Origin of the sequence: Roseomonas sp. AR75 (assembly GCF_005222815.1) — a bacterium.
Lineage (GTDB): Bacteria > Pseudomonadota > Alphaproteobacteria > Acetobacterales > Acetobacteraceae > Falsiroseomonas.
The window spans coordinates 317,139-341,508 of record NZ_STGB01000002.1 but is presented as its reverse complement, the minus strand read 5'-3'; the positions used below and the strand labels follow the sequence as shown (position 1 = coordinate 341,508).

At 71.9% G+C, this 24,370-nt stretch carries 27 protein-coding genes and 1 tRNA gene; 16 read left to right on the top strand and 12 right to left on the bottom strand.

All coding sequences use genetic code 11. The annotated features are described in order from the left end of the window. Positions 1–4 precede the first annotated feature (4 nt). The 13 genes from E4T13_RS09545 to E4T13_RS09490 all read left to right on the top strand — a co-directional run bounded on the left by E4T13_RS09545 (position 5) and on the right by E4T13_RS09490 (position 11,625). Positions 5–1,294: an adenylosuccinate synthase gene (locus E4T13_RS09545; protein WP_137178041.1), complete on the top strand. Its 1,290-nt coding sequence runs from the start codon at positions 5–7 to the stop codon at positions 1,292–1,294. A gap of 8 nt (positions 1,295–1,302) precedes the next feature. Continuing rightward, a complete protein-coding gene (locus E4T13_RS09540; RefSeq protein WP_137178040.1) occupies positions 1,303–2,118 on the top strand; it encodes a methyltransferase domain-containing protein in 816 nt (271 codons plus the stop codon). A 24-nt stretch (positions 2,119–2,142) separates the two neighbouring features. After that, complete coding sequence (locus E4T13_RS09535; RefSeq protein WP_137178039.1) at positions 2,143–2,508, top strand: cupin domain-containing protein; 366 nt, start codon at positions 2,143–2,145, stop codon at positions 2,506–2,508. A 67-nt stretch (positions 2,509–2,575) separates the two neighbouring features. Next, complete coding sequence (locus E4T13_RS09530) at positions 2,576–3,109, top strand: GNAT family N-acetyltransferase (RefSeq protein WP_137178038.1); 534 nt, start codon at positions 2,576–2,578, stop codon at positions 3,107–3,109. Between the two features lie 42 nt (positions 3,110–3,151). Further along, positions 3,152–4,408: a DUF4010 domain-containing protein gene (locus E4T13_RS09525; protein ID WP_137178037.1), complete on the top strand. Its 1,257-nt coding sequence runs from the start codon at positions 3,152–3,154 to the stop codon at positions 4,406–4,408. A gap of 80 nt (positions 4,409–4,488) precedes the next feature. Continuing rightward, positions 4,489–5,700: an ABC transporter substrate-binding protein gene (locus tag E4T13_RS09520; protein WP_137178036.1), complete on the top strand. Its 1,212-nt coding sequence runs from the start codon at positions 4,489–4,491 to the stop codon at positions 5,698–5,700. A gap of 1 nt (position 5,701) precedes the next feature. Then, complete coding sequence (locus E4T13_RS09515) at positions 5,702–6,562, top strand: branched-chain amino acid ABC transporter permease (protein ID WP_137178035.1); 861 nt, start codon at positions 5,702–5,704, stop codon at positions 6,560–6,562. Next, positions 6,559–6,711 carry a hypothetical protein gene (locus tag E4T13_RS29830; RefSeq protein ID WP_170984900.1) on the top strand — a complete coding sequence of 51 codons (153 nt, stop codon included), beginning with the start codon at positions 6,559–6,561 and terminating at the stop codon, positions 6,709–6,711. Before E4T13_RS09515 ends, E4T13_RS29830 begins: the two co-directional genes overlap by 4 nt. Next, positions 6,708–7,592 (top strand): branched-chain amino acid ABC transporter permease, encoded by an 885-nt coding sequence (locus tag E4T13_RS09510; protein WP_137178034.1) that lies wholly within the window; start codon positions 6,708–6,710, stop codon positions 7,590–7,592. The genes E4T13_RS29830 and E4T13_RS09510 overlap by 4 nt, the downstream gene beginning before the upstream one ends. Further along, positions 7,589–8,350: an ABC transporter ATP-binding protein gene (locus E4T13_RS09505; protein ID WP_137178033.1), complete on the top strand. Its 762-nt coding sequence runs from the start codon at positions 7,589–7,591 to the stop codon at positions 8,348–8,350. Before E4T13_RS09510 ends, E4T13_RS09505 begins: the two co-directional genes overlap by 4 nt. Further along, on the top strand, positions 8,347–9,054 hold the full coding sequence (locus E4T13_RS09500; protein ID WP_137178032.1) for an ABC transporter ATP-binding protein: 708 nt from the start codon (positions 8,347–8,349) through the stop codon (positions 9,052–9,054). The genes E4T13_RS09505 and E4T13_RS09500 overlap by 4 nt, the downstream gene beginning before the upstream one ends. 115 nt (positions 9,055–9,169) lie before the next feature. Beyond that, the gene (locus E4T13_RS09495; protein WP_137178031.1) at positions 9,170–10,567 is read left to right on the top strand and encodes an FAD-binding oxidoreductase; all 1,398 of its coding nucleotides are present in this window, start codon (positions 9,170–9,172) and stop codon (positions 10,565–10,567) included. A 23-nt stretch (positions 10,568–10,590) separates the two neighbouring features. Then, positions 10,591–11,625, top strand: a complete 1,035-nt coding sequence (locus E4T13_RS09490) for an ABC transporter substrate-binding protein (RefSeq protein ID WP_137178030.1) — start codon at positions 10,591–10,593, stop codon at positions 11,623–11,625. 185 nt (positions 11,626–11,810) lie between these two features. Here the strand turns inward: E4T13_RS09490 and E4T13_RS09485 are convergent, their stop codons facing one another. The 3 genes from E4T13_RS09485 to E4T13_RS09475 form a co-directional block, all read right to left on the bottom strand. Next, on the bottom strand, positions 11,811–12,326 hold the full coding sequence (locus E4T13_RS09485; RefSeq protein WP_137178029.1) for a VOC family protein: 516 nt from the start codon (positions 12,324–12,326) through the stop codon (positions 11,811–11,813). Between the two features lie 177 nt (positions 12,327–12,503). Continuing rightward, positions 12,504–13,385 (bottom strand): RNA polymerase sigma factor RpoH, encoded by an 882-nt coding sequence (gene rpoH, locus E4T13_RS09480; RefSeq protein WP_170984899.1) that lies wholly within the window; start codon positions 13,383–13,385, stop codon positions 12,504–12,506. Positions 13,386–13,665: 280 nt separating this feature from the next. Further along, complete coding sequence (locus tag E4T13_RS09475) at positions 13,666–14,712, bottom strand: RluA family pseudouridine synthase (RefSeq protein ID WP_137178028.1); 1,047 nt, start codon at positions 14,710–14,712, stop codon at positions 13,666–13,668. A gap of 4 nt (positions 14,713–14,716) precedes the next feature. Here E4T13_RS09475 and E4T13_RS09470 point away from each other — a divergent pair, with 4 nt between their 5' ends. The 3 genes from E4T13_RS09470 to E4T13_RS09460 all read left to right on the top strand — a co-directional run bounded on the left by E4T13_RS09470 (position 14,717) and on the right by E4T13_RS09460 (position 15,283). Further along, entirely contained in the window at positions 14,717–14,959 is a 243-nt protein-coding gene (locus E4T13_RS09470) for a DUF6476 family protein (protein WP_240791059.1), read from the top strand. A gap of 12 nt (positions 14,960–14,971) precedes the next feature. Continuing rightward, positions 14,972–15,166 carry a DUF2256 domain-containing protein gene (locus E4T13_RS09465; RefSeq protein ID WP_137178026.1) on the top strand — a complete coding sequence of 65 codons (195 nt, stop codon included), beginning with the start codon at positions 14,972–14,974 and terminating at the stop codon, positions 15,164–15,166. Positions 15,167–15,207: 41 nt separating this feature from the next. Continuing rightward, a tRNA-Glu gene (locus E4T13_RS09460) sits at positions 15,208–15,283 on the top strand. 358 nt (positions 15,284–15,641) lie between these two features. On the opposite strand, the gene E4T13_RS09455 is transcribed toward E4T13_RS09460, so the two are convergent. The 9 genes from E4T13_RS09455 to E4T13_RS09415 are packed head-to-tail and all read right to left on the bottom strand — an operon-like array spanning position 15,642 to position 24,268. Further along, on the bottom strand, positions 15,642–16,601 hold the full coding sequence (locus tag E4T13_RS09455) for a tripartite tricarboxylate transporter substrate binding protein (protein ID WP_137178025.1): 960 nt from the start codon (positions 16,599–16,601) through the stop codon (positions 15,642–15,644). A gap of 16 nt (positions 16,602–16,617) precedes the next feature. Next, entirely contained in the window at positions 16,618–17,811 is a 1,194-nt protein-coding gene (locus tag E4T13_RS09450) for a CaiB/BaiF CoA-transferase family protein (protein ID WP_170984898.1), read from the bottom strand. Then, entirely contained in the window at positions 17,811–18,581 is a 771-nt protein-coding gene (locus E4T13_RS09445; RefSeq protein WP_137178023.1) for an SDR family NAD(P)-dependent oxidoreductase, read from the bottom strand. The genes E4T13_RS09450 and E4T13_RS09445 overlap by 1 nt, the downstream gene beginning before the upstream one ends. Then, complete coding sequence (locus tag E4T13_RS09440) at positions 18,578–19,480, bottom strand: dihydrodipicolinate synthase family protein (RefSeq protein ID WP_137178022.1); 903 nt, start codon at positions 19,478–19,480, stop codon at positions 18,578–18,580. The genes E4T13_RS09445 and E4T13_RS09440 overlap by 4 nt, the downstream gene beginning before the upstream one ends. Positions 19,481–19,487: 7 nt before the next feature. After that, positions 19,488–20,477 (bottom strand): tripartite tricarboxylate transporter substrate binding protein, encoded by a 990-nt coding sequence (locus E4T13_RS09435; RefSeq protein WP_240791058.1) that lies wholly within the window; start codon positions 20,475–20,477, stop codon positions 19,488–19,490. Between the two features lie 22 nt (positions 20,478–20,499). Continuing rightward, on the bottom strand, positions 20,500–21,624 hold the full coding sequence (locus E4T13_RS09430) for an FAD-binding oxidoreductase (RefSeq protein WP_137178515.1): 1,125 nt from the start codon (positions 21,622–21,624) through the stop codon (positions 20,500–20,502). Further along, positions 21,624–22,532 carry a dihydrodipicolinate synthase family protein gene (locus E4T13_RS09425; protein WP_137178021.1) on the bottom strand — a complete coding sequence of 303 codons (909 nt, stop codon included), beginning with the start codon at positions 22,530–22,532 and terminating at the stop codon, positions 21,624–21,626. The genes E4T13_RS09430 and E4T13_RS09425 overlap by 1 nt, the downstream gene beginning before the upstream one ends. Before the next feature lie 15 nt (positions 22,533–22,547). Then, on the bottom strand, positions 22,548–23,987 hold the full coding sequence (locus E4T13_RS09420) for an NAD(P)/FAD-dependent oxidoreductase (RefSeq protein ID WP_137178020.1): 1,440 nt from the start codon (positions 23,985–23,987) through the stop codon (positions 22,548–22,550). Beyond that, positions 23,984–24,268 (bottom strand): (2Fe-2S)-binding protein, encoded by a 285-nt coding sequence (locus E4T13_RS09415; RefSeq protein WP_137178019.1) that lies wholly within the window; start codon positions 24,266–24,268, stop codon positions 23,984–23,986. The genes E4T13_RS09420 and E4T13_RS09415 overlap by 4 nt, the downstream gene beginning before the upstream one ends. Positions 24,269–24,370 lie beyond the last annotated feature (102 nt).

Genomic DNA, 24,370 nt, shown 5'->3' with positions numbered 1-24,370 from the left:
GCCCATGGCCAATGTCGCCGTCATCGGCGCCCAATGGGGCGACGAGGGCAAGGGCAAGGTGGTGGACTGGCTCGCCAGCCGCGCCGATGTCGTGGTGCGCTTCCAGGGCGGGCACAATGCGGGCCATACGCTCGTCGTCGGCGACCAGACCTACAAGCTGTCGCTGCTGCCCTCGGGCGTCGTGCGCGGCAAGCTCGGCGTGATCGGCAACGGCGTGGTGCTCGATCCCGAGCACCTGCTCAGCGAGATCGAGAAGGTCGGCGCGCAGGGATTGCGGGTCGGCCCCGACAATCTCCGCATCGCGGAGAACGTGCCGCTGATCCTTCCCGTCCATCCCGCGCTCGACAAGGCGCGCGAGGCCGCGCGCGGCGAGGGCAAGATCGGCACGACGGGGCGCGGCATCGGCCCGGCCTATGAGGACAAGGTCGCGCGCCGCGCGATCCGCCTGTGCGACCTGGCGGAGCCCGAAATCCTCTCGAAGAGGCTCGACGAGCTGCTGCTGCACCACAACACGCTGCTGCGGGGCCTCGGTGCGCCGACCTTCGAGAAGCAGGCGTTGATGGATCGGCTGCTGGACCTGGCGCCGAAGCTGCTGCCCTTCGCGGAGCCGGTGTGGGAACGCCTCGACGAGGCGCACAGCACCGGCAAGCGCGTGCTGTTCGAAGGCGCGCAGGCGGTGATGCTGGACGTCGACCACGGCACCTATCCCTACGTCACCTCCTCCAACACCGTCGCGGGCAATGCCGCGGCGGGCGCGGGCGTGGGCCCCAACCGCATCGGCTACGTCCTCGGCATCGCCAAGGCCTACGCCACGCGCGTCGGCAGCGGCCCTTTCCCGACCGAGCTGTTCGACGACACCGGCAAGCTGCTCGGCGAGCGCGGGCATGAATTCGGCACCGTCACCGGCCGTCCGCGCCGCTGCGGGTGGTTCGACGCGGCCATGGTGCGCCAGGCGGTGAAGGTGGGCGGCGTGGATGGCCTGGTGCTGACCAAGCTCGACGTGCTGGACGGCCTGCCGACGCTGCGGATCTGCACCGGCTACCGCGTGGCGGGCGAGACGATGCGGCGCCTGCCGACCGGCGTCGCGGCGCAGGCGGCGGCCGAGCCGGTCTATGAGGACATGGCGGGCTGGTCGGGCTCCACCCGTGGCGCGCGCAGCTATGCCGAGCTGCCGGCCGAGGCGGTGAAATACATCCGCCGCATCGAGGAGCTGGTGGAGGCGCCGGTGGTGCTGCTGTCCACCAGCCCGGAGCGTGACGACACCATCGTGCTGCGCGATCCCTTCGCCGGATAGCGCGCGCCATGCCCTACCTCCAGGACGCCACCGGCAACTACCCGATCGAGCGCCGCGCCGGCGAGATCGAGCGGCTGCTCGCCCAGGGTGCGGCGATGGAGGAGGAGACGCGGCGGATGTTCGACCGGATCGGGGTGGCGCCGGGATGGCGCTGCCTCGATCTCGGCTGCGGGCCGCGCGGCATCACCGACCTGCTGGCGGAGCGCGTGGGGCCGACGGGCAGCGTGGTGGGCCTCGACCGCGACCCCGTCTTCATAGACTTCGCGCGCCGTCACGCGACGCGCGGCGAGCGCTTCGAGGTGGCGGACGGCTACAGGGCGCCGGATGCCGATGGCAGCTTCGACCTGGTGCATGTGCGTTTCGTCGCGGGCACCGCCGGGGAGCCGGAGACGCTGATCCGCGAGATGATCCGCCTCGTGCGTCCCGGCGGCGTCGTGGTGCTGCAGGAGCCCGAATGGGGCTCGCTGCGCTGCTTCCCGCCGCATCCGGCCTTCACGACGCTGGCGGATGCGCTGGGCCGCGCCTTCGCCTCGGTCGGCGCCGATGTCTCGATCGGGCCGAAGCTGTTCCCCATGTTGCAGCGTCTCGGGCTGCGTGATGTCGCGTTCCGGCCGTTCCTGCTCGGCTTCCGGCATGGCGACGGCTTCGCGGACTTCCTGCCGGCAAGCTGCGAATCCATGCACGGCGCGATCCTGAAGGCGGGGCTGCTGGACCAGGCGGGCTTCGACGCTTCGCTGCGCGACTGCCGCGCGCATCTGGCGGAGCCCGGCACGCTGTTCACCCTGTACGGCGTGTTCCAGGTCTGGGGCCGGAAGCCGGCATAGCGTCTGATCCGCGAGGAACCACCGATGAGCCAGCGCGACGAGTTCCACCACCTGTTCGACGAGACCCGGGGCCTTGGGCGCGACTTGGCGCCCGGCCTCACCACGCGCATCTTCCCGGGCGAGCATGCGATGCTGTCCGTGGTCACCATCGCGCCGAACGCGATGGGCACGATGCACGACCATCCGGAAGAACAATGGGGCGTGCTGCTGGAAGGCAGCGCCATCCGATTCCAGGGCGGCGAGGAGATCGAGGTCCGCAAGGGCGATTTCTGGCGCACGCCCGGCGGCGTGCCGCACACGATGCGGGCGGGGCCGGAGGGCTGCAAGGTGCTCGACATCTTCGCCCCGCCGCGCGAGGCATACCGGAAGGCCGGCCAGGGCTTCGGCTGAAGCCGCCTCGCCCTTTTCCGGCGGACATCCGGTTGCGGCGCGCGCGCGGCGGGACAAGGCTGGCGGCATGACAAGCATCACCATCCGCGACAGCCGCGCCGAGGACATCCCCGCGATCACGGCGATCTATGGCCATTGGGTCGCCTCGGGCCTCGCCAGCTTCGAACTCTCGCCGCCATCCGCGGATGAGATGGCGAAGCGGCGGGAGGCGATCCTGGCCGCCGGCTTCCCCTACCTGGTCGCCGAAGGGGAGGGCGGGCGCGTGCTGGGCTACGCCTACGCCTCCCATTGGCGCACGCGGCCAGCCTATCGCTTCTCCTGCGAGAATTCCGTCTATGTCCACAAGGATGCCGGCCGCGGCGGCATCGGGCGCACGCTGCTGGAGGCGCTGATCGCGCGCTGCGCGGCGCAGGGGTTGCGACTGATGGTCGCGGTGATCGGCGATTCCGCCAACGCGTCCTCCATCGGCCTGCACAGGGCATGCGGCTTCACCATGACCGGCACGCTGCCGGCCGTGGGCTGGAAGTTCGACCGCTGGGTGGACAGCGTGCTGATGACGCGCCCGCTCGGCGAGGGCGCGACCACGCCGCCGAGGGACTGAAGCGGCGCTTGCATCGGCCCGCCAGGGCGCGACACTGGCGCGATGGAGCACGACGCCGTCCTGCATCGCCTCGGCATCGCGCTGGCCATCGGCCTGCTGGTCGGCGCCGAGCGGCATTGGCGCGAGCGCGACGCGGTGGCCGGGCATCGCACCGCGGGCGTGCGCACCTTCGGTACGCTCGGCCTGCTTGGCGGCGTCGCCGGCATCCTGGCCGCGGAACTGACGGGCGCCGCGCAGGGGCTGGTGCTGGCCGGCACGATGCTGGCGGCGCTCGGCGCCGTGCTGCCCTTCGCCTTGCGGGAGGCCGCGGCCGACAACAGCTTCAGCGCCACCACCACCGTCGCCGCCGTGGCCACCGTCGCGCTCGGTGCGCTCGCCGCCATCGGCGAGACCGCCGCCGCCGGCGCCGCCGCCGTGGCGCTCACCGCGATCCTCGCCAGCCGGGAGGCGCTGCACGGGCTGCTGGCGCGCATCACCTGGGCGGAGATGCGCAGCGCGATCCTGCTGCTGTCCATGACGCTGGTCGCGCTGCCGCTGGTGCCGGATGCGCCGATCGCCACGCTGGGCGGCGTGAATCCCGCGCAGGTGTGGCGCCTGGCCATCGTGCTCGCCGCCGTCTCCTTCGCCGGCTACCTGGCGATGCGCCTGGTGGGCGCGGAACGCGGGCTGCTGCTGGCCGGCGCGGCGGCCGGGCTGGTCTCCTCCACCGCCGTCACGCTGTCGAATGGCCGCGCGGCGCGCGCCGGCGGGCCGGTGCCGGCGCTCGCTTCCGGCGCGCTGGCGGCCGGCGCCGTCTCCTGCCTGCGCACCGCCGCGCTGGCGCTCGCCGTCTCGCCGGCGGTGGGCGGGCAGCTCTGGCTGCCGCTGTGCGGCGCGGCGCTGGCGCTCGGCCTGCCGGCGCTGCTGCCGGACCGCCGCGCCGCGCAGGGCCATGCGGCCACGCTGCCCGAGAACCCCTTCGAGCTGCTGGCCGTGCTGAAGCTCGCGCTGCTGCTGGCCGCCGTTGCGCTGGTCGCGCGGCTTTCGGCCGAGCGCCTCGGCGCGGAGGCGGTGCTCGTGGTGGCGGCGTTGACGGGCCTCGCGGATGTGGACGCCGTCACGCTCTCCGTGCCGCAACTCGTGCCGGCGAGCCTGACCGCAGCGGTCGCCGCCACCGCGATCGGCGTGGCGGTGGCGACCAACATCGTCGCCAAGGCCGGCTATGCGCTGGTGATCGGCGGCGCGCGCTACGCGTTGCGGCTGGCGCTGCCCTCGGCGGCCGCGCTCGCGCTGGGCGGTGCGCTGCTCCTGCTGTGGTGAGCGCGGACGGGGTGGGTTGCGGAGACCCCGCGCGCCGGGAGACGATGCGGCGCCGGTCCGGAACGGGAAGGATACCCAGCATGACCACGCATCGCCGCACGCTGCTTGCCGCCTCCGCCGGCCTGCTCGCCGCGCCACGCTTCGCCCGCGCCCAGGCCGAGACCTTCCGCATCGGCGCGCTCAACCCGGTCACCGGCGCGGGCTCGCCCTATGGCGCGGGGATGCAGCGCATGATCGTCGCGGCGGTGGAGGCGATCAACGCCGCTGGCGGTGCGAACGGGCGGCGCATCGAGGTGTTCTCCGAGGATACGCAGACCGCGCCGCAGGCCGCCGTGCTGGCGGCGAAGAAGCTGATCGAGGTGAACCGCGTGCGCGCCATCCTCGGCACCTGGTCCTCCGGCGTGTCGCTCGCGGTGATCCCGCTGACCAACGATGCCGACATGATCCTCATGCACACCTCCGGCGCGCCGGCTCTGTCCGTGCCGCCGGCCAACGCCAGGCATCTCGGCTACCGCTTCCAGGCGACGAACGACCGCTTCGGCCGCGCCTTCGCGGAGATCGCGGTGAAGGAGGGCTTCAGGCGCCCCGCGACGATGGCCTTCAACAACGCTTCCGGCATCGGCAACACCGAAGGCTTCCGGCGCGCCTGGGCGGCGAAGGGATTCCAGAACGGCGTGCATGTCGTCTACGAGCCGAACCAGCCGAGCTACCGCGCGGAGCTGCTGCGCGTGCTGGCCACGCGGCCGGACGTGATCGTGATGGGCAGCTTCCTGCCGGACACCACGATCATCCTGCGCGAATGGTTCCAGATGGGCGTGCCGGTGAAGTGGATCATCCCGGCCTGGGCGGCGAACCCGCAGCTGGTGCAGGCGCTGGGGCCGGCGGTGACGGAGGGCATCATCGCGGTGGACAGCGTCTCCAACGAAGGCAGCCCGGCCTTCGCCGCCTATGACGCCGCCTATCGCCGCACGATGAACCAGCCGGGCCTGTCCAATGTCTACGCCGCGATGACCTGGGACATGGCGACGACGCTCGGCCTCGCCATCGAGCAGGCGAAGAGCTTCGAGACGGCGGCGATCAACGCCGCGATCCGCCAGGTGGCGAACCCGCCGGGGGAGGGCGTCTCCACCTTCGCGGAAGGCAAGGCCGCCATCGCGGCGGGGCGCAAGGTCAACTACGACGGCGCCTCCTCCGTGCTGGACTTCGACGAGTTCGGCGACGTCACGCCGGATTTCGGCGTGTTCTTCATCGAGCGCGGGCAGATCGTGCGGAAATACGTGGTGAAGATCTGAGTTGCTCGCGCAGCTCTTCGTCGCGGGCGTCGTCCACGGGCTGATCATCGGCCTGGCGGCGCTGGGGGTCACGCTGGTCTTCGGCATCGCGCGCTTCCCCAACGCTGCGGCGGGCGACACGATGACCGTCGGCGCCTATGGCGGCCTTGCGGCCTATGGCGCGACGGGATCGCTGCTGGTTGCGGGCGGTGCCTCGGTGCTGGCGGCGGGCGCCGCCTCGCTGCTCGGCTACCTGCTGGTGTTCCGCCGGCTGGCGGGGCGGTCGCTCGCCGCGCTGCTGGTCGCGGCCATCGGCGTGGCGTTCCTGCTGCGCGCCGCGCTCGGTGTGGTGTTCGGCCACCAGCAGCGCGTGTACCAGGTGCCGCTGGCCTGGCCGATCGAGGTGATGGGGCTGCGCATCTCGCCCATGGACATCACGCTGGCCGGCGTCGCCGCCGCGTCGCTGACCGTCGCCTTCCTGGTGCTCTACGCCACGCCGATCGGGCGGCAGATGCGCGCGGTGGCGGACGACCCGGACCTCGCGCGCGTCTCCGGCATCCATCCCTTCCGCGTCATGGCGGCGCTGTGGCTGCTGGCGGGGGCGGCGGCGGGGATTGCGGGAATGATGCTCGGCATCAAGACCGTCGTCGCGCCGGAGATGGGATGGGAGAGCCTGCTGCCGGCCTTCGCCGCGGCCATCCTGGGCGGCATCGGCTCGCCGGTGGGCGCGGTGGTTGCCGGGCTGGTGCTGGGCATCGCGCAGGAAGTCTCCACGCCCATCGTCGGCTTCACCTACAAGATCGCGCTGGCCTTCTTCGTGATGCTGCTGGTGCTGCTGGTGCGGCCGCGCGGGATCTTCGGGCGCGTGGAGGGCGTGCGGTGATGATCGCGCAGCAAACGGCCGACCTGCGGCCCGAAGGGCCGAGCGCGCGAATGCGCGCCGCGGCTTATGCCGCGAAGCCAAGGGACGCGGATGCGGCCCGCCCGGCGTTTGAGGGGCACGAAGGCGAAGCCTTCGTGCGCGCCATATGACCGCCTATCTCCTCGCCATCGGCATCATGGCGGCGATCTACGTGCTGCTGACGCTGGGGCTGACGCTGCAATACGGGCTGACGGGGCTGGTGAATTTCGGCCATGTCGGCTTCTTCGCCATCGGCGCCTATGCCTCCGCGCTGCTGTCGCTGCAGGGCGTGCCGCTGCCGCTGACCTTCCTGGCCGCGGCACTCGCCGCCGCCATCGCGGCCTGGCCGATCGGGCTGGTCGCGCTGCGATTGCGGGAGGACTACTTCGCCGTCGTCACGCTCGGCTTCGGCGAGACGGTGCGGCTGGCCATCACCTCCGAAGGCTGGCTGACCAACGGCGTGCAGGGCATCCCCGGCATCCCGCGCCTGTTCAGCGCGATGCCGGTCGGCCTGCCGGAAGCGCTCGCGACCTTCGCGGTGATCGCGCTGGCCTGCACGGTGGCGGCGCTGATGCTGCGGCGGATCGCCGCCAGTCCCTTCGGCCGCGTCATCGGCGCGATCCGCGACAACGAGGACGCGCTGAAGGCGCTCGGCAAGGATCCCGCGCGCTTCAAGCTGCAGGTGATGATGCTGGGCTCCGCGCTCGCCGGCATCGCGGGCGCCTTCTACGGCCACTACATCACCTATCTCTCGCCGGACCAGTTCATCCCGCTCGTCACCTTCTACGCCTGGATGGCGATGATCATGGGCGGCGTCGGGCGCGTCTCCGGCGCGGTGGTCGGCGCGGCGCTGCTGATGGCCTTCCTCGAGGGCACGCGCTTCCTGCGCGACTTCATCCCGGGCGTGAGCGAGGTGGAGATGGCCTCCGTGCGGCTCGGCGCCGTGGGCCTCGCGCTGGTACTGTTCACGCTGTTCCGCCCGCAAGGGCTGATGGGCGATTACCGCAAGTGACCTTGGCAATCCGCGACATCGCCGTCGCCTTCGGCGGCTTCAAGGCGCTGGACGGCATTTCGCTGGAAATGCCGGAGCAGGGCCTCGTCGGCATCATCGGGCCGAACGGCGCGGGCAAGTCCACGCTGTTCTCGGTGATCTCCGGCTTCATCGCCGCGGATGCGGGAAGCGTCGCGCTGGATGGGCGCGCGCTCGATCGCCTCGGGCCCGCCGCGCGGGCGCGGCGCGGCCTGGTGCGCACCTTCCAGGTGCCGCGCGAATTCGCCCACCTGACGGTGCGCGACAACCTGATGGCCGCGGCGCCCGGGCAGAGCGGCGAGCATCTGCTCGGCCTGTTCCTGCGCCCGGGCCGCGTGCGCGCCGAGGAATCGCGGCTGCGCGATGCCGCGCAGGAGACCATCGATTTCCTCCGCCTGGGGCCGGTCGCGGACCAGCAGGCCGGCCGACTTTCCGGCGGCCAGAAGAAGCTGGTCGAGCTGGGCCGCGCCCTGATGGCGAAGCCGCGCATGATCCTGCTGGACGAGCCCTTCGCCGGCGTGAATGCCGTGCTGGTCGAGGAGATCGCCGCGCGCATCACCGAGCTGAACGCGCGCGGCATCGGCTTTCTGATCATCGAGCACGATTTGCAGGCGCTGTCTCGCCTGGTGCCGCGGATGGCGGTGATGGATCGCGGCCGCCTGCTGGCCGATGGCACGCCCGCCGCCGTGCTGGCGGATGCGCGCGTGCGCGAGGCCTATCTCGGCGGCGTCGCCGCATGAGCCTGCTCACGGTGGAGGCCCTTTCCGGCGGCTATGCCGAGACGGACATCCTGAACGGCGTGGACCTCGCGCTGGAGAAGGACGAGATCCTCACCGTCGCGGGGCCGAACGGCGCCGGCAAGTCCACGCTGGCCAAGGCGATCATGGGCCTGCTGCCGCGCGTGCGCGGCCGCGTCACCTTCGAAGGGCGCGACATATTGGCCGAGCCGGTGGAGCATCGCCTCGCGCTCGGCCTCGCCTATGTCCCGCAGGTCGGCAACGTCTTCCCGTCGTTGTCGGTCACCGAGAACCTGCAGGTCGTCGCCGGCGTGCGCGATCAGCGCGCGCGCATCGTGGAGCTGATGCAGGTGTTTCCCGCGCTTGCCGAACGCCGCCGCGCCCGCGCCGGCAGCCTCTCCGGCGGCGAGCGGCAGCAACTGGCCTTCGCCCGCGCGCTGATGAGCCGCCCGCGGCTGATGATCCTCGATGAACCCACCGCCGCGCTCGCCCCCGCCCTCGTGGCCGAAAGCTTTTCCCGGATTGCGCGGCTGCCCTCGCTCGGCGTGACGGTGCTGATGGTGGAGCAGCGGGCGCGCCAGGCGCTGGCGATTTCGCAGCGCGGCTGCATCCTCGATGGCGGGCGTGTCGCCATGCTCGGGCCGGCGGCGACGCTGCTGGCCGATCCGCGCGCGGCGGCGCTCTATATCGGGCAGGCGATGCACTGAGTTTGGGCGGCTGTGCGGCGCCTTTGCCCGCCGCCTGTGCAGGCCGGTTCCGCCGCCCCGTTCCGCGGCGCTTTGCGCGCTTGTTCCGCCGGCATCCTTCTTGCGACACCGGGGCATGCCCGATGGCGCACCCCGCCCGCATGACATCGCCGCGCTCAAGGCCGCGCTGCCCGGCCTGACGCTGATCGAGGATCGTGCCCTGGTCCGCCAGCGCTCGCGCGACTTCTTCTGGTTCAGCCCCATCCTGGACCGCCAGCTTCGCCGCAAATCCGCCGATGTCGTGGCGCTGCCCTCGGACGAGGCGGAGGTGATCGCGCTCGCCGCCGCCTGCGCCCGGCTGCGCATCCCCGTGACGCTGCGCGGCGCCGGCACCGGCACCTATGGCCAGGGCGTGCCGGAACAGGGCGGCGTGCTGCTCGACATGACGCGGCTGGACCGCCTGGTCTTCGCCGATCCCGCGCGCGGCCTGCGCGCGCAATCCGGCATCCGCATGATGGAGGCCGAGAACGCGGCCATCGCCGCCGGCGGCGAGCTGCGCATCCATCCCTCGACCAAGCGCATGGCGACGCTGGGCGGCTTCTTCTGCGGCGGATCGGGCGGCATTGGTGCGCTGCTCTGGGGCGGGCTGCGGGAGCCCGGCAACATGCAGGGCGCGCGCGTGATCACGCTGGAGGAAACGCCGCGCGTGCTGGAGTTGCGCGGCGCCGACTGCAACCTGGTGAACCGCACCTACGGCTCCACCGGCATCGTGACGGAGGTGGAGGTCCCGCTCGCCCCGCATCGCGACTGGCGCGACATGGTGGTTGCCTTCGACGACTTCATGGATGCGGCCCGCGCCGGCGATGCGCTGGCGCGCAGCGGCCTCGGCGCGAAGCTCTGCGACGTGCTGGAGGACACTGCCGCCATCGGCCTGCCGCCGGTGCTGGGCGAGGACGTCGCGCCGCCCGGCGCGCACCTGTTGCTCGCCATGCTGCCCGCCGAGGCCGAGCGCGATGGCCGCGCGCTGATGGAATCGCATCGTGGCCGCGTCACGCTCTGGACCGGCAGCCGCGCGCGGGAGGCCGATCCGGATGCGACGCCGGTCTACGAATGCGCCTGGGGCCACACCACGCTGCATGCGCGCAAGCTGGATCGCGGGCTGACCTACCTGCAGACGCTGAACCCGCCGGGGCGCGTGCTGGACAGCGTCGAGTGGTCCTGGCGCCACTATGGTGGCCGCACCATGCCGATCCATCTCTGCTTCATCCTCTACGAGGGCGAGGTCGCCGCGAACGGCGCGCATCTGCTTCGCCTTCCCCCCGATCCGTCCGAAGCGGCCGCCACGCTCGACAGCATCATCGAGGCGCATGAGGCCGCGGGCATCCCCGTGGCCAATCCGCATGTCAGCACGGTGGAAGCCGGCAGCCGCCACAAGCGCGTGCCCGGCGACCAGCTCGGCTTCAAGGCCGAGGTGGACCCGCACGGGCTGCTCAATCCCGGGAAGATGGAAAGCTACGTCCCGGTCAAACCCTGAGGCGACACGAAGGAGAAGACCACATGACCGATATCTCGCGCCGCCAGGCGCTTCTCGGCGCGGGCGTGCTGCTTGCCGCGCCCCGAATCGTCACCGCGCAAAGCCTGCACCGCGTGCGCTTCACGCTCGACTGGGTGTTCCACGGCTCCTACAGCTTCGCCGCCGCCGGCGAGCGCAACGGCATCTTCCGCAACAACGGCGTGGATTTCACCATCAACCGCGGCTTCGGCTCCGGCCGCGTGCCGATCGACATCGCCGCCGGCACCTATGACATCGGCATCGGCGACATGACGCCCGCGATCCGCTTCATGGCGGAGAACCCGCAGCGCGACATCGTCGCCGTCGCCATCGTCTACGACCAGTCGCCGGCCTGCTGCACGGTGCGCGCCGACGGCCCGATCACCGACCCGAAGATGCTCGCGGGCAAGACGCTGGCCGCGCCGGAATTCGACGGCGGGCGGCAGATCTTCCCGGTCTTCGCGCGCGCCGTGGGCATCGACGCCAGCACCATCCGCTGGAACAGCATCTCGCCCGAGCTGCGCGAGCCGATGCTGGTGCAGCGCCGCGCCGATGGCATCACCGGCTTCATCACCTCCACCGGCCTCAGCCTGAAGGCCCTCGGCATGGATTGGCCGCAGCAGCGCATCTTCCGCTACAAGAACTACGGGATGGATTTCTACGGCTCCGGCCTGATCACCACGCGCACCTTCCTGCGCGAACGGCCCGAAGCCGCACGCGCCGCGATCAAGGCGATCCTGCAGGCCACCATCTGGGCCTACCGCAACCCGGCCGAGGCGATCACCTTCCTCAAGCAGCGCGAGACGCTGACCGACGTCGCCATCGAGACCGAGCGCCAGCAGGTCACCTTCGACGAGATGATGATCAGCGACACGGTGAAGCGCCACGGCCTGAGCTACTTCGAACCCGCGCGGGCGCAGAAGCAGATCCAGGCGATCGTCGAGACCTTCTCGCTGCCGCGCACGCCGAGCGTGGACCAGGTCTTCGACGGCAGCTTCCTGCCGCCGGCGAGCGAGCTGCAGGTGGCGACGGGGGCGTGACGTGTTGCGGGGAGGGCGCTGCCCTCCCCGCACCCCTCCCGCCAGGAGCCTGAGGCTCCTGGACCTGCATCCGTTTAACGCCGAAGGCCTCCGCCTTCGGCGTTGAAAATGAATGTGGGGGTCCGGGGAGTTTCAAGCTCCCCGGCGGGGGGCGCAGGGGGACGGCGTCCCCCTGCAAGCGCCGCTCAGCCCGCCTCCGCCAGCAGCGCCCGCAGGTCCAGCCGGCGCGTGACCATGTGCAGGCTGCCGTCCGGGTCGCGCGGCCAGTCCTCGCGCGGGCGGTCGCGGTAGAGTTCCACGCCGTTGCCGTCCGGGTCCCGCAGGTAGAGCGCCTCTGACACGCCGTGGTCGGAAGCGCCTTCCAGCGGGTATCCGGCCTCCGCCAGGCGCTTCAGCGCACGGGCGAGGGCAGGGCGGTCGGGATAGAGCAGCGCGACGTGATACAGGCCCGTCGTGCCCATCGGCGGCGGGCTGCCGCCGGCGCTCTCCCAGGTGTTGAGCGCGATGTGATGGTGGTAGCCGTCGGTGGAGAGGAACACCGCCTGGTTCCCCATGCGCTGCTGCACCTGCAGCCCGATCAGGTCGCGCCAGAAGGTCAGCGCGCGATCGAGGTCGGCGACCTTGAGATGGACATGGCCGATGCGCAGGCCGGTGACGGCGGCGGGCGCGGCGGCACGCGGGGGATCGAGGACCGCGGACATGGCGTTGCTCCTTGCTTGCCGTCCGAAGATGGCAGCCGGCACCGTGCGGTTCCAATGGGCCGCGGCGATGGCCATGATTGCTGCGGCCCATGATGCAAAGCGCCCTGGTCCGCAACCGGACCAGGGCGCTTGTGCTGCGGTGCGTTCAGCCGATCAGCCGACCGCGGGACGCCTCGGTCAACCGACCGCGAGACGTCGCTCCACGATCTGTGTCTTCATGCTCTTCTGCAACTTCTCGAAGGCGCGCACCTCGATCTGGCGCACGCGCTCGCGGCTGATGTTGTACTGCTGGGAGAGCTCCTCCAGCGTCGTCGGCTCGTCCTTCAGCCGCCGCTCGATCAGGATGTGGCGTTCCCGGTCGTTCAGCGTCTTCAGCGCCTCGCCGAGCAACTGGCGGCGATTGCTCATGTCCTGCCGCTCGGCGAGCTCGCTCTCCTGGCTCTCGGACTCGTCGACCAGCCAATCCTGCCACTCGCCCTCGCTGTCAGCGCGGACGGGGGCGTTCAGGCTGTTGTCCGGCGAGGCCAGGCGCCGGTTCATGCTGATCACATCCTGCTCGGGCACCTGCAGCGCCTTAGCGATCTTCTCGACCTGCTCGGGCTTCAGGTCGCCCTCCTCCAGGGCGGACATCTGACCCTTCAGGCGGCGCAGGTTGAAAAACAGCTTCTTCTGCGCGGCGGTCGTACCCATCTTCACGAGCGACCAGCTGTGCAGGATGTATTCCTGGATGGCGGCGCGGATCCACCACATGGCGTAGGTCGCCAGGCGGAAGCCGCGGTCGGGGTCGAAGCGCTTCACCGCCTGCATCATCCCGACATTGCCTTCGGAGATGAGCTCGCCAACGGGAAGGCCATAGCCGCGATAGCCCATCGCGATCTTCGCCACGAGGCGCAGATGCGAGGTCACCAGCTTGTGGGCGGCCTGTTCGTCGCCCTCGTCCTTCCACCGTTTCGAGAGGTTGTATTCCTCCTCGGCGGTGAGCATCGGAAACTTGCGGATCTCCTGGAGGTAGCGGGAAAGGTTGCCCTCCGGGGCGATCGGGATGGACATGGAAGCCATAAGGTGTCTGCCTCCTGGGCCGTTCGGCTCCCCCCGTGACGGCGGGGTCCGCAACGGCATGCCGGGTTCACGGCCTGCGTGTTGCGCCAACGTCCTCCGGGCCCTCCCGTGCCCCTCTCGCCCCGGTCACGACGGAGCGAGATGGGTCGGGGCCCTCTTGCCGGCGGGACCGTTGCGGCCCCGGGACCGGCCGGTGCAAGCGGCACCCGGCGATCATTGACGCAGTGCTTATAACGGATTCGGGGAGGGGGGTCCAGAAAAACCGACCTGCAAGGTCGGTTTACGTCTTGTAACCTTTCGACACAGGGTTGTCCAAGATGGCGAGAAGTTCGGCCATGTCGCGTGGCATCTCGGCCCGGAAGGAAAGCGCCTGGCCCGTCACCGGATGCCGGAATCCCAGCGTTTCCGCGTGCAGCGCCTGGCGCGGGAAGGCCAGCAGCGCGTCGCGCGCGGGCGCCGGCAGCAGCTTCGCGGCGGCGGGGATCCGGCGGAGATACACAGGGTCGCCGACGATGGGATGGCCGATATGCGCCAGGTGGACCCGGATCTGGTGCGTCCGCCCGGTCGCCAGCCGACAGCGCAGCAGGCTCGCCGCGGCGCCATAGCCGCGCTCCAGCCGCCATCTTGTCAGCGCCGGCTTGCCGTTGCGCGCGCCCTGCGGGCCGACCACCGCCATCCGCTTGCGGTCCGTCGGATGTCGTCCGATCGCGGCCTCCACCTCGCCCGCGGTCCCGGCGGGCAGCCCCCAGGCCAGCGCCAGGTACTCCCGGTCCAGGTCGCGGCTGGCGAAGGCGGCGGAAAGGGCGGTGTGCGCCCGCTCGCTCTTCGCCACGACCATGACGCCGGAGGTGTCCTTGTCCAGCCGGTGCACGATGCCTGGCCGCGCCTCGCCGCCGATGCCGGAGAGGTCCTCCGCCGCATGCGCCAGCACGGCATTGACCAGCGTGCCGTCCTGGTTGCCGGGCGCGGGGTGGACGACAAGCCCGGCCGGCTTGTCCAGCACGATCAGGTCGCGATCCTCGAACAGGATGGTCAGATCCATGGCCTGCGGCTGCGGCGCGGTCGGCACGGCGGGGGGGATGCGCAGCACGTAGCGCGCGCCGACGCGCACCGTCTCGGCCGGGTCGGTCAGCGCCACGCCATCCCGCGTGGCGTGCCCCGCCTCGATCAGCGCCTTGACACGCGACCGCGAAAGGCCCTCCACCGCCCCGGCGAGGAAGCGGTCGGCGCGCATGCCGGCGGCTTCGGGCGGCGCGATCGCCTCGCGCAGGTCGTCGGTGGATTGCAGGGCAGGGGGTGGCGTGGCGGCGCTCAAGTGGCTGGTCATTATCATGGGGGTGCTGATCGTGGCCGGCACCGTGGGCCTGGTGACGGTGATCGTCCAGCGCCTGAATGCCGGGGATGCGGCGATAAGCCCGAGCCATCTCGGCCAGCCGGCCGGCACGCGGATCCTGTCCGTGGCTGGCGCCGAGGGCCGCATTGCCGTTCTGGTCTCCCGCCCGGATGGGGAGCGCGTGCTGATCCTCGATCCCCGCACCGGCCGCGTGCTGGGCGCGTTGCGCGCGTCCGAGTGAGGCGCCCGGCACATGCCCGGTCACGCCAAGCCGCATCTGCCGACCAAGCCCTGCGCCGCCTGCGGCCGCCCCTTCGCCTGGCGCCGCAAATGGGCGCGGGATTGGGATGCCGTGCGCTACTGCTCCGAGGCATGCCGCAGCGGCCGCCGGGCGCAGGCCATCGCGAGGCCGTCGGGGCGGCTTGATCGCGGATCGGGTCGAGGCTAGATACGGCGCTCCCGCGGCCCTTGTGGCTGCGGCGGCCTTGGGTCCCATTCGTCTAGAGGCCTAGGACACCGCCCTCTCACGGCGGCAACAGGGGTTCGAATCCCCTATGGGACGCCAATCCTCGCTGGAACACACTCTTCCCCGCAGTCGGGCTTGTGCCGCGGGGCACAGGGATCCGGGGATTTCGCGTTCGACGTCACCTCGCCAGGAGCAGTTCGTCGCAACGAGGCGCGGATCCGCGTCGCCTCACGCGCTGCGTGAGTGAACCCGGCGCTCGTCAACGCTGTTCGCACAGCCACGCGATGTCCCGGTCCTGCTCGCCCGTATGGGACAGCAGCGCCGCCCACGCATGAGTCACCGGACCGGAACGTGCATGGGCGCGGCCGGCCTCGTCCTCACCTTTGCTGATGACGAGGGTCTTGGCCCGCCTGGCAACACAACACGATGCTCCTGCGCGCGGCCGCGAGTGACCGCCTCACGCCGGACGAATACCTGCGGCGCGCGCCACCTCGCCCCAGCGCACCGTTTCCTCCTCGATGAAGGTGCGGAACTCGGCGCTGCTGCTGCCGACGGGATCGAAGCCGCGGCGGGCCAGTTCCTGCCCGACGCCGGCAGCCATCGCCGCGCGGACATCCGATTCCAACCGCGCGGCAAGGGGCGCGGGCAGGCCCGCGGGACCGAGGAAGCCGGCCCATCCGCCGCCCTCGAACCCGGCCAAGCCGAGTTCAGACAAGGTCGGAATGTCCGGCGCCTGCGGGCTGCGCGCGGCGGTCGCCACGCCGATGGCGCGCAGCCGCCCCGCGCGCACCTGCGGCAGGATGGCGGAGACCGCGTCGAAGGCCATGCTCACGCGGCCCGCTACCAGATCGGCCTGCAGCGCCGCAGTGCCGCGATAGGGCACGTGCTCGATATCGGCGCCGGTGCGCAGCTTGAACAGCTCCGTCACGAAGTGCGTCGTGGTGCCGACGCCCGAGCTCGCATAGGTCAGCGGTTGGCGCTTCGCGAGCTCCAGCAATTCCGGCAGCGTCCTGGCGGGCAGGCTCTCGGTGACGACCAGCGCGAAGGGATTGCGCGCGATCAGGCTGATCGGCGTCAGGTCGGTGCGCGGGTTGTAGGCCAGGCTTGCCTGGGTATAGGGCGCGACCACGATCTCGGCCGCGGCGGAGACGAGCATCGTGTGCCCATCCGGTTCGGCGCGCGCCACGGCGAGGCCGGCGATGGTGCCGCCGGCGCCGGCGCGGTTCTCCACCACCACGGGCTGCCCCCAGACCGGGGAGAGCTTCTCGGCCAGGAGCCGCGCCGCGATGTCGATGGTGCCGCCCGCCGCGAAACCGACCAGGAACCGCACAGGCTTGCTGGGCCAGCTCTGCGCGCGCGCCGGCAGAGGCAGCGCCGCAGCAGCCGCAAGCGCGGCGAGGGAACGTCGTCGCATCATGATCCTGCTTCCTTCCTCATCCCAGCGCGCCCGATGCGCGCAGTGTCGCAATCTCGTCCGGCTCCAGCCCGGCTTCGGCCAGCACCGCGTCCGTGTCCTCGCCCAGGCGTGGCGGCGCGCGATCCAGCGATGGCCCGTCCGCAGCGGCGCGCCAGGCGGCAACGGGGATCGCGACACGGCCCGATGCGGAGGGCCAGGGCGCCTCGGCCACCACGCCGCGGCCGGCGGCGTCGGAGTCGTTGAGCGCCTCCACCAGGCTGCGCACGCGCGCGGCCGGAACCGTGTCGGCCAGCAGGGCCTCCCATTCCGCGGCGGGACGGCGCCGCATCTCCGCAGCCAGGATCTCCGACAAGGCGGCGCGGTGCGGGTCCTGTCGGCGCACATCGGCGAAGCGCGGATCATCCAGCAGGTCGGCGCGGCCGATGCGCCGGCACAGCGTCTCGAACTGGCGCTGCGTGCAGGCGCCCAGCATGATCAGTGCGCCATCCGCGGCGGCGTAACAGGAAGCCCCCGCCAGCGCGTGCTCATTCGCATGCAGCCGCGGCGCGCGGCCGCCATTCAGCAGCGAGGAGATCACCGGCCCCATCAGCAGGAACGCCGTGTCGAGCATCGAAAGCTCGACATGCTGCCCCTGACCCGTCCTTTCCCGCCGCAGCAGCGCTGCCGTCAGGGCGAAGGCCGCCATCGTGCCGGAGGCGTAATCGAGCATCGGCGCGCCCGCCTTGAGCGGCCCGGATTCCGCCGTGCCGGTCATCGCCATCAGGCCGCTGAAGGCCTGCACAACGTTGTCGTACACCGGCCGTTCCGCGAGAGCGCCCTCTGCGCCGAAGCCGCTGAGCGAGCACATGACCAGGCGCGGATTGGCCGCGGCGAGCGTCGCGTAGTCCAGCCCGAGCCGCGCCATCACGCCGGGCCGGAAATTCTCCACCACCGCATCGGCGCGCGCGGCCAGCCGGCGTGCGAGCGCGCGGCCCTGATCCGTCTGCAGATCGATCACGATGGAGCGCTTGTTGCCGTTCTGGACGGCGAAGTGATCGCCCATGCCGATGCGGCGCAGCGCGTCGTCGCCCCCACGACCGCGCATGTAGTCGCCCTCCGGCGCCTCCACCTTGATCACCTCGGCGCCGAGCAGGCCGAGCTGCGCCGTGCAGAAGGGCCCCGCGATCACATGGCTGAAGTCCAGGATGCGGAAGCCTTCCAGCGCGCGCATCAGAAGCGGCCGCAATCCACGCGGATGCGTTCGCCCGTGATCGCGGAGGATGCGTCGGAGGCCAGGAACAGCGCCGTCTCCGCAACCTCCTCCGGCGAAAGCCAGCGGCGCAGCGCGGCGCTGTCGGTGTAGTCGCGGCGGATGATCTCCTCCGGCGGGCGACCCTCGGCGGCGGCGCGCGCGGCGATGACGCGCTCCATCAGCTCGCCGCTGACCGCGCCGGGGCAGAGCGCGTTCACGCGCACGCCGCGCGGCCCGACCTCGCGCGCCACGGCCTCCGTCATGCCGATCAGGGCGAACTTGGTCGCGCTGTAGGCGGTGCGCATCGGATAGCCGTGCAGCCCCATGCGCGAGGACATGTTGATAATGGAGCCGCGCCCCTGCTCGCCCATGATGCGCGCGGCGACGCGCAGGCAATGCATGGCGCCGAACAGGTTGACCTCGACGCATTCCCGCCAGGCGGCGAGGTCCACATCGGCCAGCGCGCCGACCGGGCCGGTCTGCCCGGCATTGTTGACCAGCACGTCGCAGCCGCCGCCCCATTCCCGCGCGCGGGCGAACAGCGCTTCCACCTGGTCGAGCTGCGTCACGTCGCAGGGCAAGGCAAGCCCGCCGGTTTCGGCAGCGACCGCGCCGATTGCCGCCTCCCCGCGGCCCGCGACGACCACGCGCGCACCGGCCTCGGCGAAGCGGCGCGCGATGGCGCGGCCGATGCCGCTGCCGCCACCCGTCACGATGGCGACGCGGTCGCGCAGCACGAGGCCGCTCATCGCAGGCCGAGCTCGTCCAGCGTGCGCCGCACCTTGTCGAGCTCCGCGCCCGCCAGTGCCAGCACCGGCTCCCGCGGCACGCCGGCGGGCCAGCCGAGCAGGTTGAGCGCGGCCTTCAGCGCCGCAGGCCAGGTGCCGGTGCCCATCAGCATCTGGTACAGCACTGTCAGCTTCTGGTGCATCGCCCGCCCTTCGTCGGAAGGCGCGGCCGCGCCGAGCGGCATGATCCGCGCGCAGTCCTTGCCCAGCAGTTCCGGCCCCGTGGCGATGAAGCCGCGCGCGCCCAGCGCGACGCAAGGCAGGATGTAGTGCGACGGGCCGGTGAGCACGGAGATGCGATCGCGCAGCCGGTGCAGCAGATGCGTGTGGTGGAAGAAGTCGCGGCTGCTTTCCTTGATGGCGACCACCGGCGCCGCGTCGCAGATCGCCATGATGTCGTCCACCGTCAGGTCGATGCCGGATCGCCGCGGCGTGTTGTAGGCGACGATCGGCAGGTCCACCGCCTTGGCCAGCGCATCGAAGCGGCGCAGCAGTTCCTCGCGCGTCGCCTTCAGCACATAGGGCTGCGGCATCACCAGCAGCCCTGCCGCGCCCGCCTCCAGCGCGACGCGGCCATAGGCGATGGTGCCGCGCGCCGTGGGCGCGGAAGCGCCGAGGATGACCGGCACGCGCCCGCGCGCCTGTTCGACGGCCAGCCTTGTCAGCCGCCCGCGCTCCGCGGCGTCCAGCGTCCAGGATTCGCCGTTGTCGCCGGCGACGCAGATGCCGCCGGCGCCGATGGCGATCTGGCGCTCCACCACCTCGCGGAACGCGTCCTCCATGATCTCGCCCGCCTCGGTGAAGGGCGTGACGACGGCGGGGATCGGGCCGAAGGCGGTCTCGCGCGTCAATCGTGTCATGCCGTCCTCAATCGAGCCGGAGGTTCGTCTCGCGCGCCACGCGCGCCCAGACTGCGGTGTCATCGGCCAGCAGCTTCGCCTGCTCCGCCGGACCGCCGACCAGCAGCGGCGTGCCGGCATCGGCATAGCGCTTCGTCAGCGCCGCATCGGTGGTGCCGGCGCGCAGCGCCTCCGCCAGGCGCGCGATGATCGGCTCCGGCGTGCCGGCGGGTGCGAAGAGGCCCTGCCAGAAGGTCACGTCGAACCCTTCCAGCGTCTCGGCCACCGCGGGCACCTGCGGAAGCTGCGACATGCGCGTGAGGGAGGAGACGGCGAGCGGCCGCGTGATCCGCTCCTCCATCAGCGGGCCGCCTTCCAGCAGCGAGGTGAACATGGACTTGATTCGCCCGGCGCGCAGATCGATCAGCGCGGGGCCGGTGCCGCGATAGGGCACGTGTTCCAGCTGCACCCCGGCGCGGTAGCCGAGCAGCTCCATCGCGAGGTGGTTCAGCGCGCCGACGCCGGCGCTGCCATAGGTCATGGCGCGCGGGTTGGCGCGGGCGAAGGCGATGAACTCCGCCAGGCTGTTCACCGGCACGCTGTTGTGGACATGCAGCACGAAGATGCTGCGGTACATCGGCCCGATCGGCGCCAGATCCTTCATCGGCTCCTTCGGCGGCAGCTGCGGCTGCAGCGCCGGATTGACCGCCAGCGGCGTCGCGCCGGCGAGCAGCGTGTAGCCATCCGGCCGCGCCTGCGCGACATAGGCCGAGCCGATGGAGGTGCCGGCGCCGGCGCGGTTCTCCACCACGATGGGCTGGCCGAGCACACGCTCCATGAACGGGCCGACTGCGCGCACCGCGGCGTCGGACCCGCCGCCCGGCGCATAGGGCACGACGATGGTGATCGGCCGCGAAGGCCAGGCCTGCGCCGACGCGGCACGCGGCACGAGAAGCGGCGCGGCGGCTGCCGCCAGCAGCGTGCGCCGCCGCATCGGGATCGTAGCGTTCTCTTTCATGACGTGCCTCCTGTTTTCCAACCTATGCAGCCACCGCCGCGCCCGCCGTCACCGAGTTGAAGCGGCCGGGATCGAACAGTGGCAGCTCCGGCTCCTGACCGAGGATCCGGGTCGCGAGCAGTTCCGACAGATACGGCCCGATCGTGTAGCCGCCGCGCACGCAGGCCAGCAGCCACGCATCGGGCACGCCGGGCATGGCGCCGGCCAGCGGCATGAAATCCGGCACATGCGCCTCGTAGCCGATCCAGCTTCGGACCAGGCGGGTGCGGCGCAGGGCGGGCAGCGCCGTTGCGGCCAGGCGCAGATTGGTGATCAGGTTCTCCGGCACGATTTCCGTCTCGTCCCGCTCCTGGTCGCCGCGGCCCTGCCAGCCGCCCGCGACGAGCATCGTGCCATTGTCCGACTGCTTCAGCGTCAGCAGGCCCGTGGCATGGCCGATCGTCATCTTCACCAGGCGGCGCGTGCGCTCGGTCACCGAGACCAGGTTGAAGCGCACGACCATCGGCAGCTCGACGCCCAGCATGCGCGCCAGGCGCTGCGTCCAGGCGCCGGCCGCCAGCACCAGGCGACGCCCCGAGAATTGCGCGCCGCGCGTCGTGCGGACCTCGAAGCCGGCATCGCTGCGCTCCAGCGCGACCACGCCATCGCCTTCATGCAGCGTGACGCCGGCATCCAGCAGCCCGCGGCGATAGGCGCGGCCGGTCGCGGTGCTGTCGGCATAGCCATCGATCGCGCAGTAGGACGCCATCATCGCGCGCGGCCCGATCGCCGGCTCCATCTCCCGCGCGCGGTCGCCGCCGATGATCTCCAGCGGCACGCCCGCCGCCTTGCGCTCGCCCATCCGCAGCTGCAGCGTCGCTGCCTCGGCCTCGGTGAAGGCGAGCGTGAGCCCGCCGGTCATGCGGTACTGCACGTCCACGCCGAGCAGCCGCTGCGCCGCCGCCCAGCGTTCGCGCCCTCGCAGCGCATAGGGCACCAGCGCCGCGCGCTTGATCTGCAACGAGAGCGTTCCTGCATTGACGCCGGAGGCGCCGGTGCCCAGCCCCTTGCGGTCCAGCAGCAGCACGCGCATGCCGCCGCGCGCCAGGCCGAGCGCGGTACCCGCGCCCATCACCCCGCCGCCGATGACAAGCGCGTCGTATCGCATCACTCGGCCGCCGCCGCCTGTTCCAGCAGGCCGGCGCCGACCAGCGCCGTGCGGATGCGCGCCTTCTGCGCCGCATCCAGCGGCCGGATCGGCGGGCGCGTCGGTCCGCCGGGGCGGCCGAGCATCTCCAGCGCGGCCTTCACGCCGGCGGGGAAGGTGCCGATGCCGAAGAAGCCCTTGGTCAGCGCCGCCATGCGGCCTTGCAGCGCGCGCGCCTGAGCGAGGTCGCCGGATGTCGCGGCGCGGTAGAAATCCGCCGAGAGCCGCCCCATCACCGGCGTCGTGCTGTCCATGTAGCCCACCGCGCCGCAGGCCAGCGCGCCAAGCCCCAGCAGCGACGCATACCCCGCGAAGACATTCGCGCGATCACCCACCGCCCGGATGATGTCCTGCAGCAGGAGAAAGTCCTTCGAGGATTCCTTGAAGGCCACGACCTTCGGATGATCCGCGAGCCGGTCGCACATCTCCGGCGTCAGGTTGATGCCGGTGCGGCGGGGGATGTTGTAGATCACCACGGGCAGCGGCGTTTCCTTCAGTACCGCGGCGAAGTGGTCCATCACCTCCTCGTTGCCGGGCAGGATGTACCAGGGCGGCTGGATCAGCGCGGCGTCGCAGCCATCCTCCGCCGCTTCCCGCGTCTTCTTCGCGGAATCCGCGGCGAGCATGTGGCCGCAGCCCGCCACCACCGGCACGCGGCCGCGCGCCGTCGCGACGGCGGTGCGGTAGACCTGCCGGCGCTCCGCATCGGTCAGCGCCCAGCTTTCGCCGGTGCAGCCATTGACGAGGATGCCGTCCACGCCGTCGGCGATCACCGCCTCGACCAGCCGCGCGAAGCCCGGCAGGTCGAGCGACAGGTCCGGGTGGAACGGCGTGGTCAGCGCGGGAATCACACCCTTGAGCGGGGCCATGGCAGCGTTCCTCCTTCAGCTTGGTGCGGGCGCGGGCAGGTCGAGCGTATCGTAGTCGAAGCTGCCCACCAGCAGGTCGTAGGGCACCGGTCGCAGCGGCGGCCGGCCGGTGAGTTGCCCGGCCGCCTCGCGGCCGCCCATGCGCAGCGCGACAAGCTCGGCCAGCGTCTCGCCGCACATGCGGCCCTGGCACGGGCCCATGCCGCAGCGCGTCCAGGCCTTGGCCTGGTTCACGTCGCGCGCGCCGGCATCCAGTGCTTCCTCGATCGTGGCGCGCGTGATGTCCTCGCAGCGGCAGACCACCGTGTCCTGCGGGATCGCGGCATAGGGGCCGGGGCGTGGCTGCATCAGCGTGGCGATGGCCGCGCCGAAGCGTTCCGCCCGCGCCCGCGCGGCACGCGGCGCGGCGGCGCGCGCCTCATGCGCGGCGGCGTCGAGCCGCCCGGCATCCAGTGCGGCCGCGAGCGCTGCGATGCGCCCGCGCGATTCCGCCGCGGCAGCGCCGCCGATGCCGGCACCGTCGCCGGCGATGTAGACCCCGGGAAGGTTGCCGCGCAGTGCATCGTCGGTCTGGGCGATCCAGCCGCCGGCCTCGGCCCGGAAGACGTGGCGCAATTGCAGCAGGCGGGTGATCGCGGTGTCCGGCACCAGGCCGTGACCGAGCGCGCAGGCATCCGCGGCGATGCGCTGCCGGCCCTCCGCGCGCGGCGCCCAGGTGACGGGGTCCACCGGCGCAATCTCGACCGCGTCCAGGGCAGCGTCGCCATGCAGCGCGACCACGGCATGGCCGTGCAGCACCGGCACGCGTGCTGCGGCCAGGCGCGCGCGCCACGCGGCGCCACGCGCCAACAGGTCCGGCCGCGACGCCAGCGCCGGCAGGCGCGCGAGCCAGTCGCCCGGTCGTGCCAGATCCACCACCGCCGCCACCGCGCCGCCCGCCTTCAGGATACCCGCGGCGACGGCGGCAAGCAGCGGGCCCGCGCCGGCCACCACCGTGCGATGGCCCGGCAGCAGCCCCTCCGCCTTCAGCATCACCGTCGCGGCGGCGAGCCCGACCACGCCGGGCAGCGTCCAGCCCGGCGCGGGCACCACGCGCTCATATGCGCCTGTCGCCAGGATCAGGCGTGGCGCCTCGTGCAGTTCGGGACCATCGGGTCCGACGACATGCACCCGGAACCCCGGCTCCACGAACCAGGCGCGGCGCAGCGGCAGGTGCCGCGCGCCGCTCCGCGCCAGCGCGCCGCGCAGCGCATCGCCGCGCTGGGCGTCGGGCGAAGCCGGCATTGCGCCGAACTCCGCAGGCGGTGCGCGATACACCTGCCCGCCCGCCTGCCCCTGCTCATCGAGCAGTGCGACCGACAGGCCGCTGGATGCGGCCTCCGTCGCTGCCGCCATGCCGGCCGGGCCTGCGCCGAGCACCATCAGATCGTGGCGGAAGCCCGGCGTCGCGTTCATGCCGGACCGAGCCGCACCACCAGGCCATCGGCCACGCGCGCCTGGCAGGCCGGCATGGTCGCTCCATCCACCTCGACGACGCATTCCTGGCAGACGCCCATGCCGCAGAACATGCCGCGCGGCGCGCCGCCGGGGCTGCTGCGCAGCCGCCTGATGCCGGCCGCCCAGAGTGCGGTGGCGATGCTCTCGCCGGCGAAGGCGGGCACCGCGCGTCCATCGACCTGGATCGTCACCGCGGGACCGCGGGCGACGCCGGCGATGCGCAGCGCTTCAGCGCCCATGGGCGCGCCGCATCAGCAGGCGCGCGCCGCCCGCTCTGCACCGCCCCGGTCGGCTCGCCGAAAGGCGCATCCGCATCGGCACCTCATGGACACTTGTTTGAT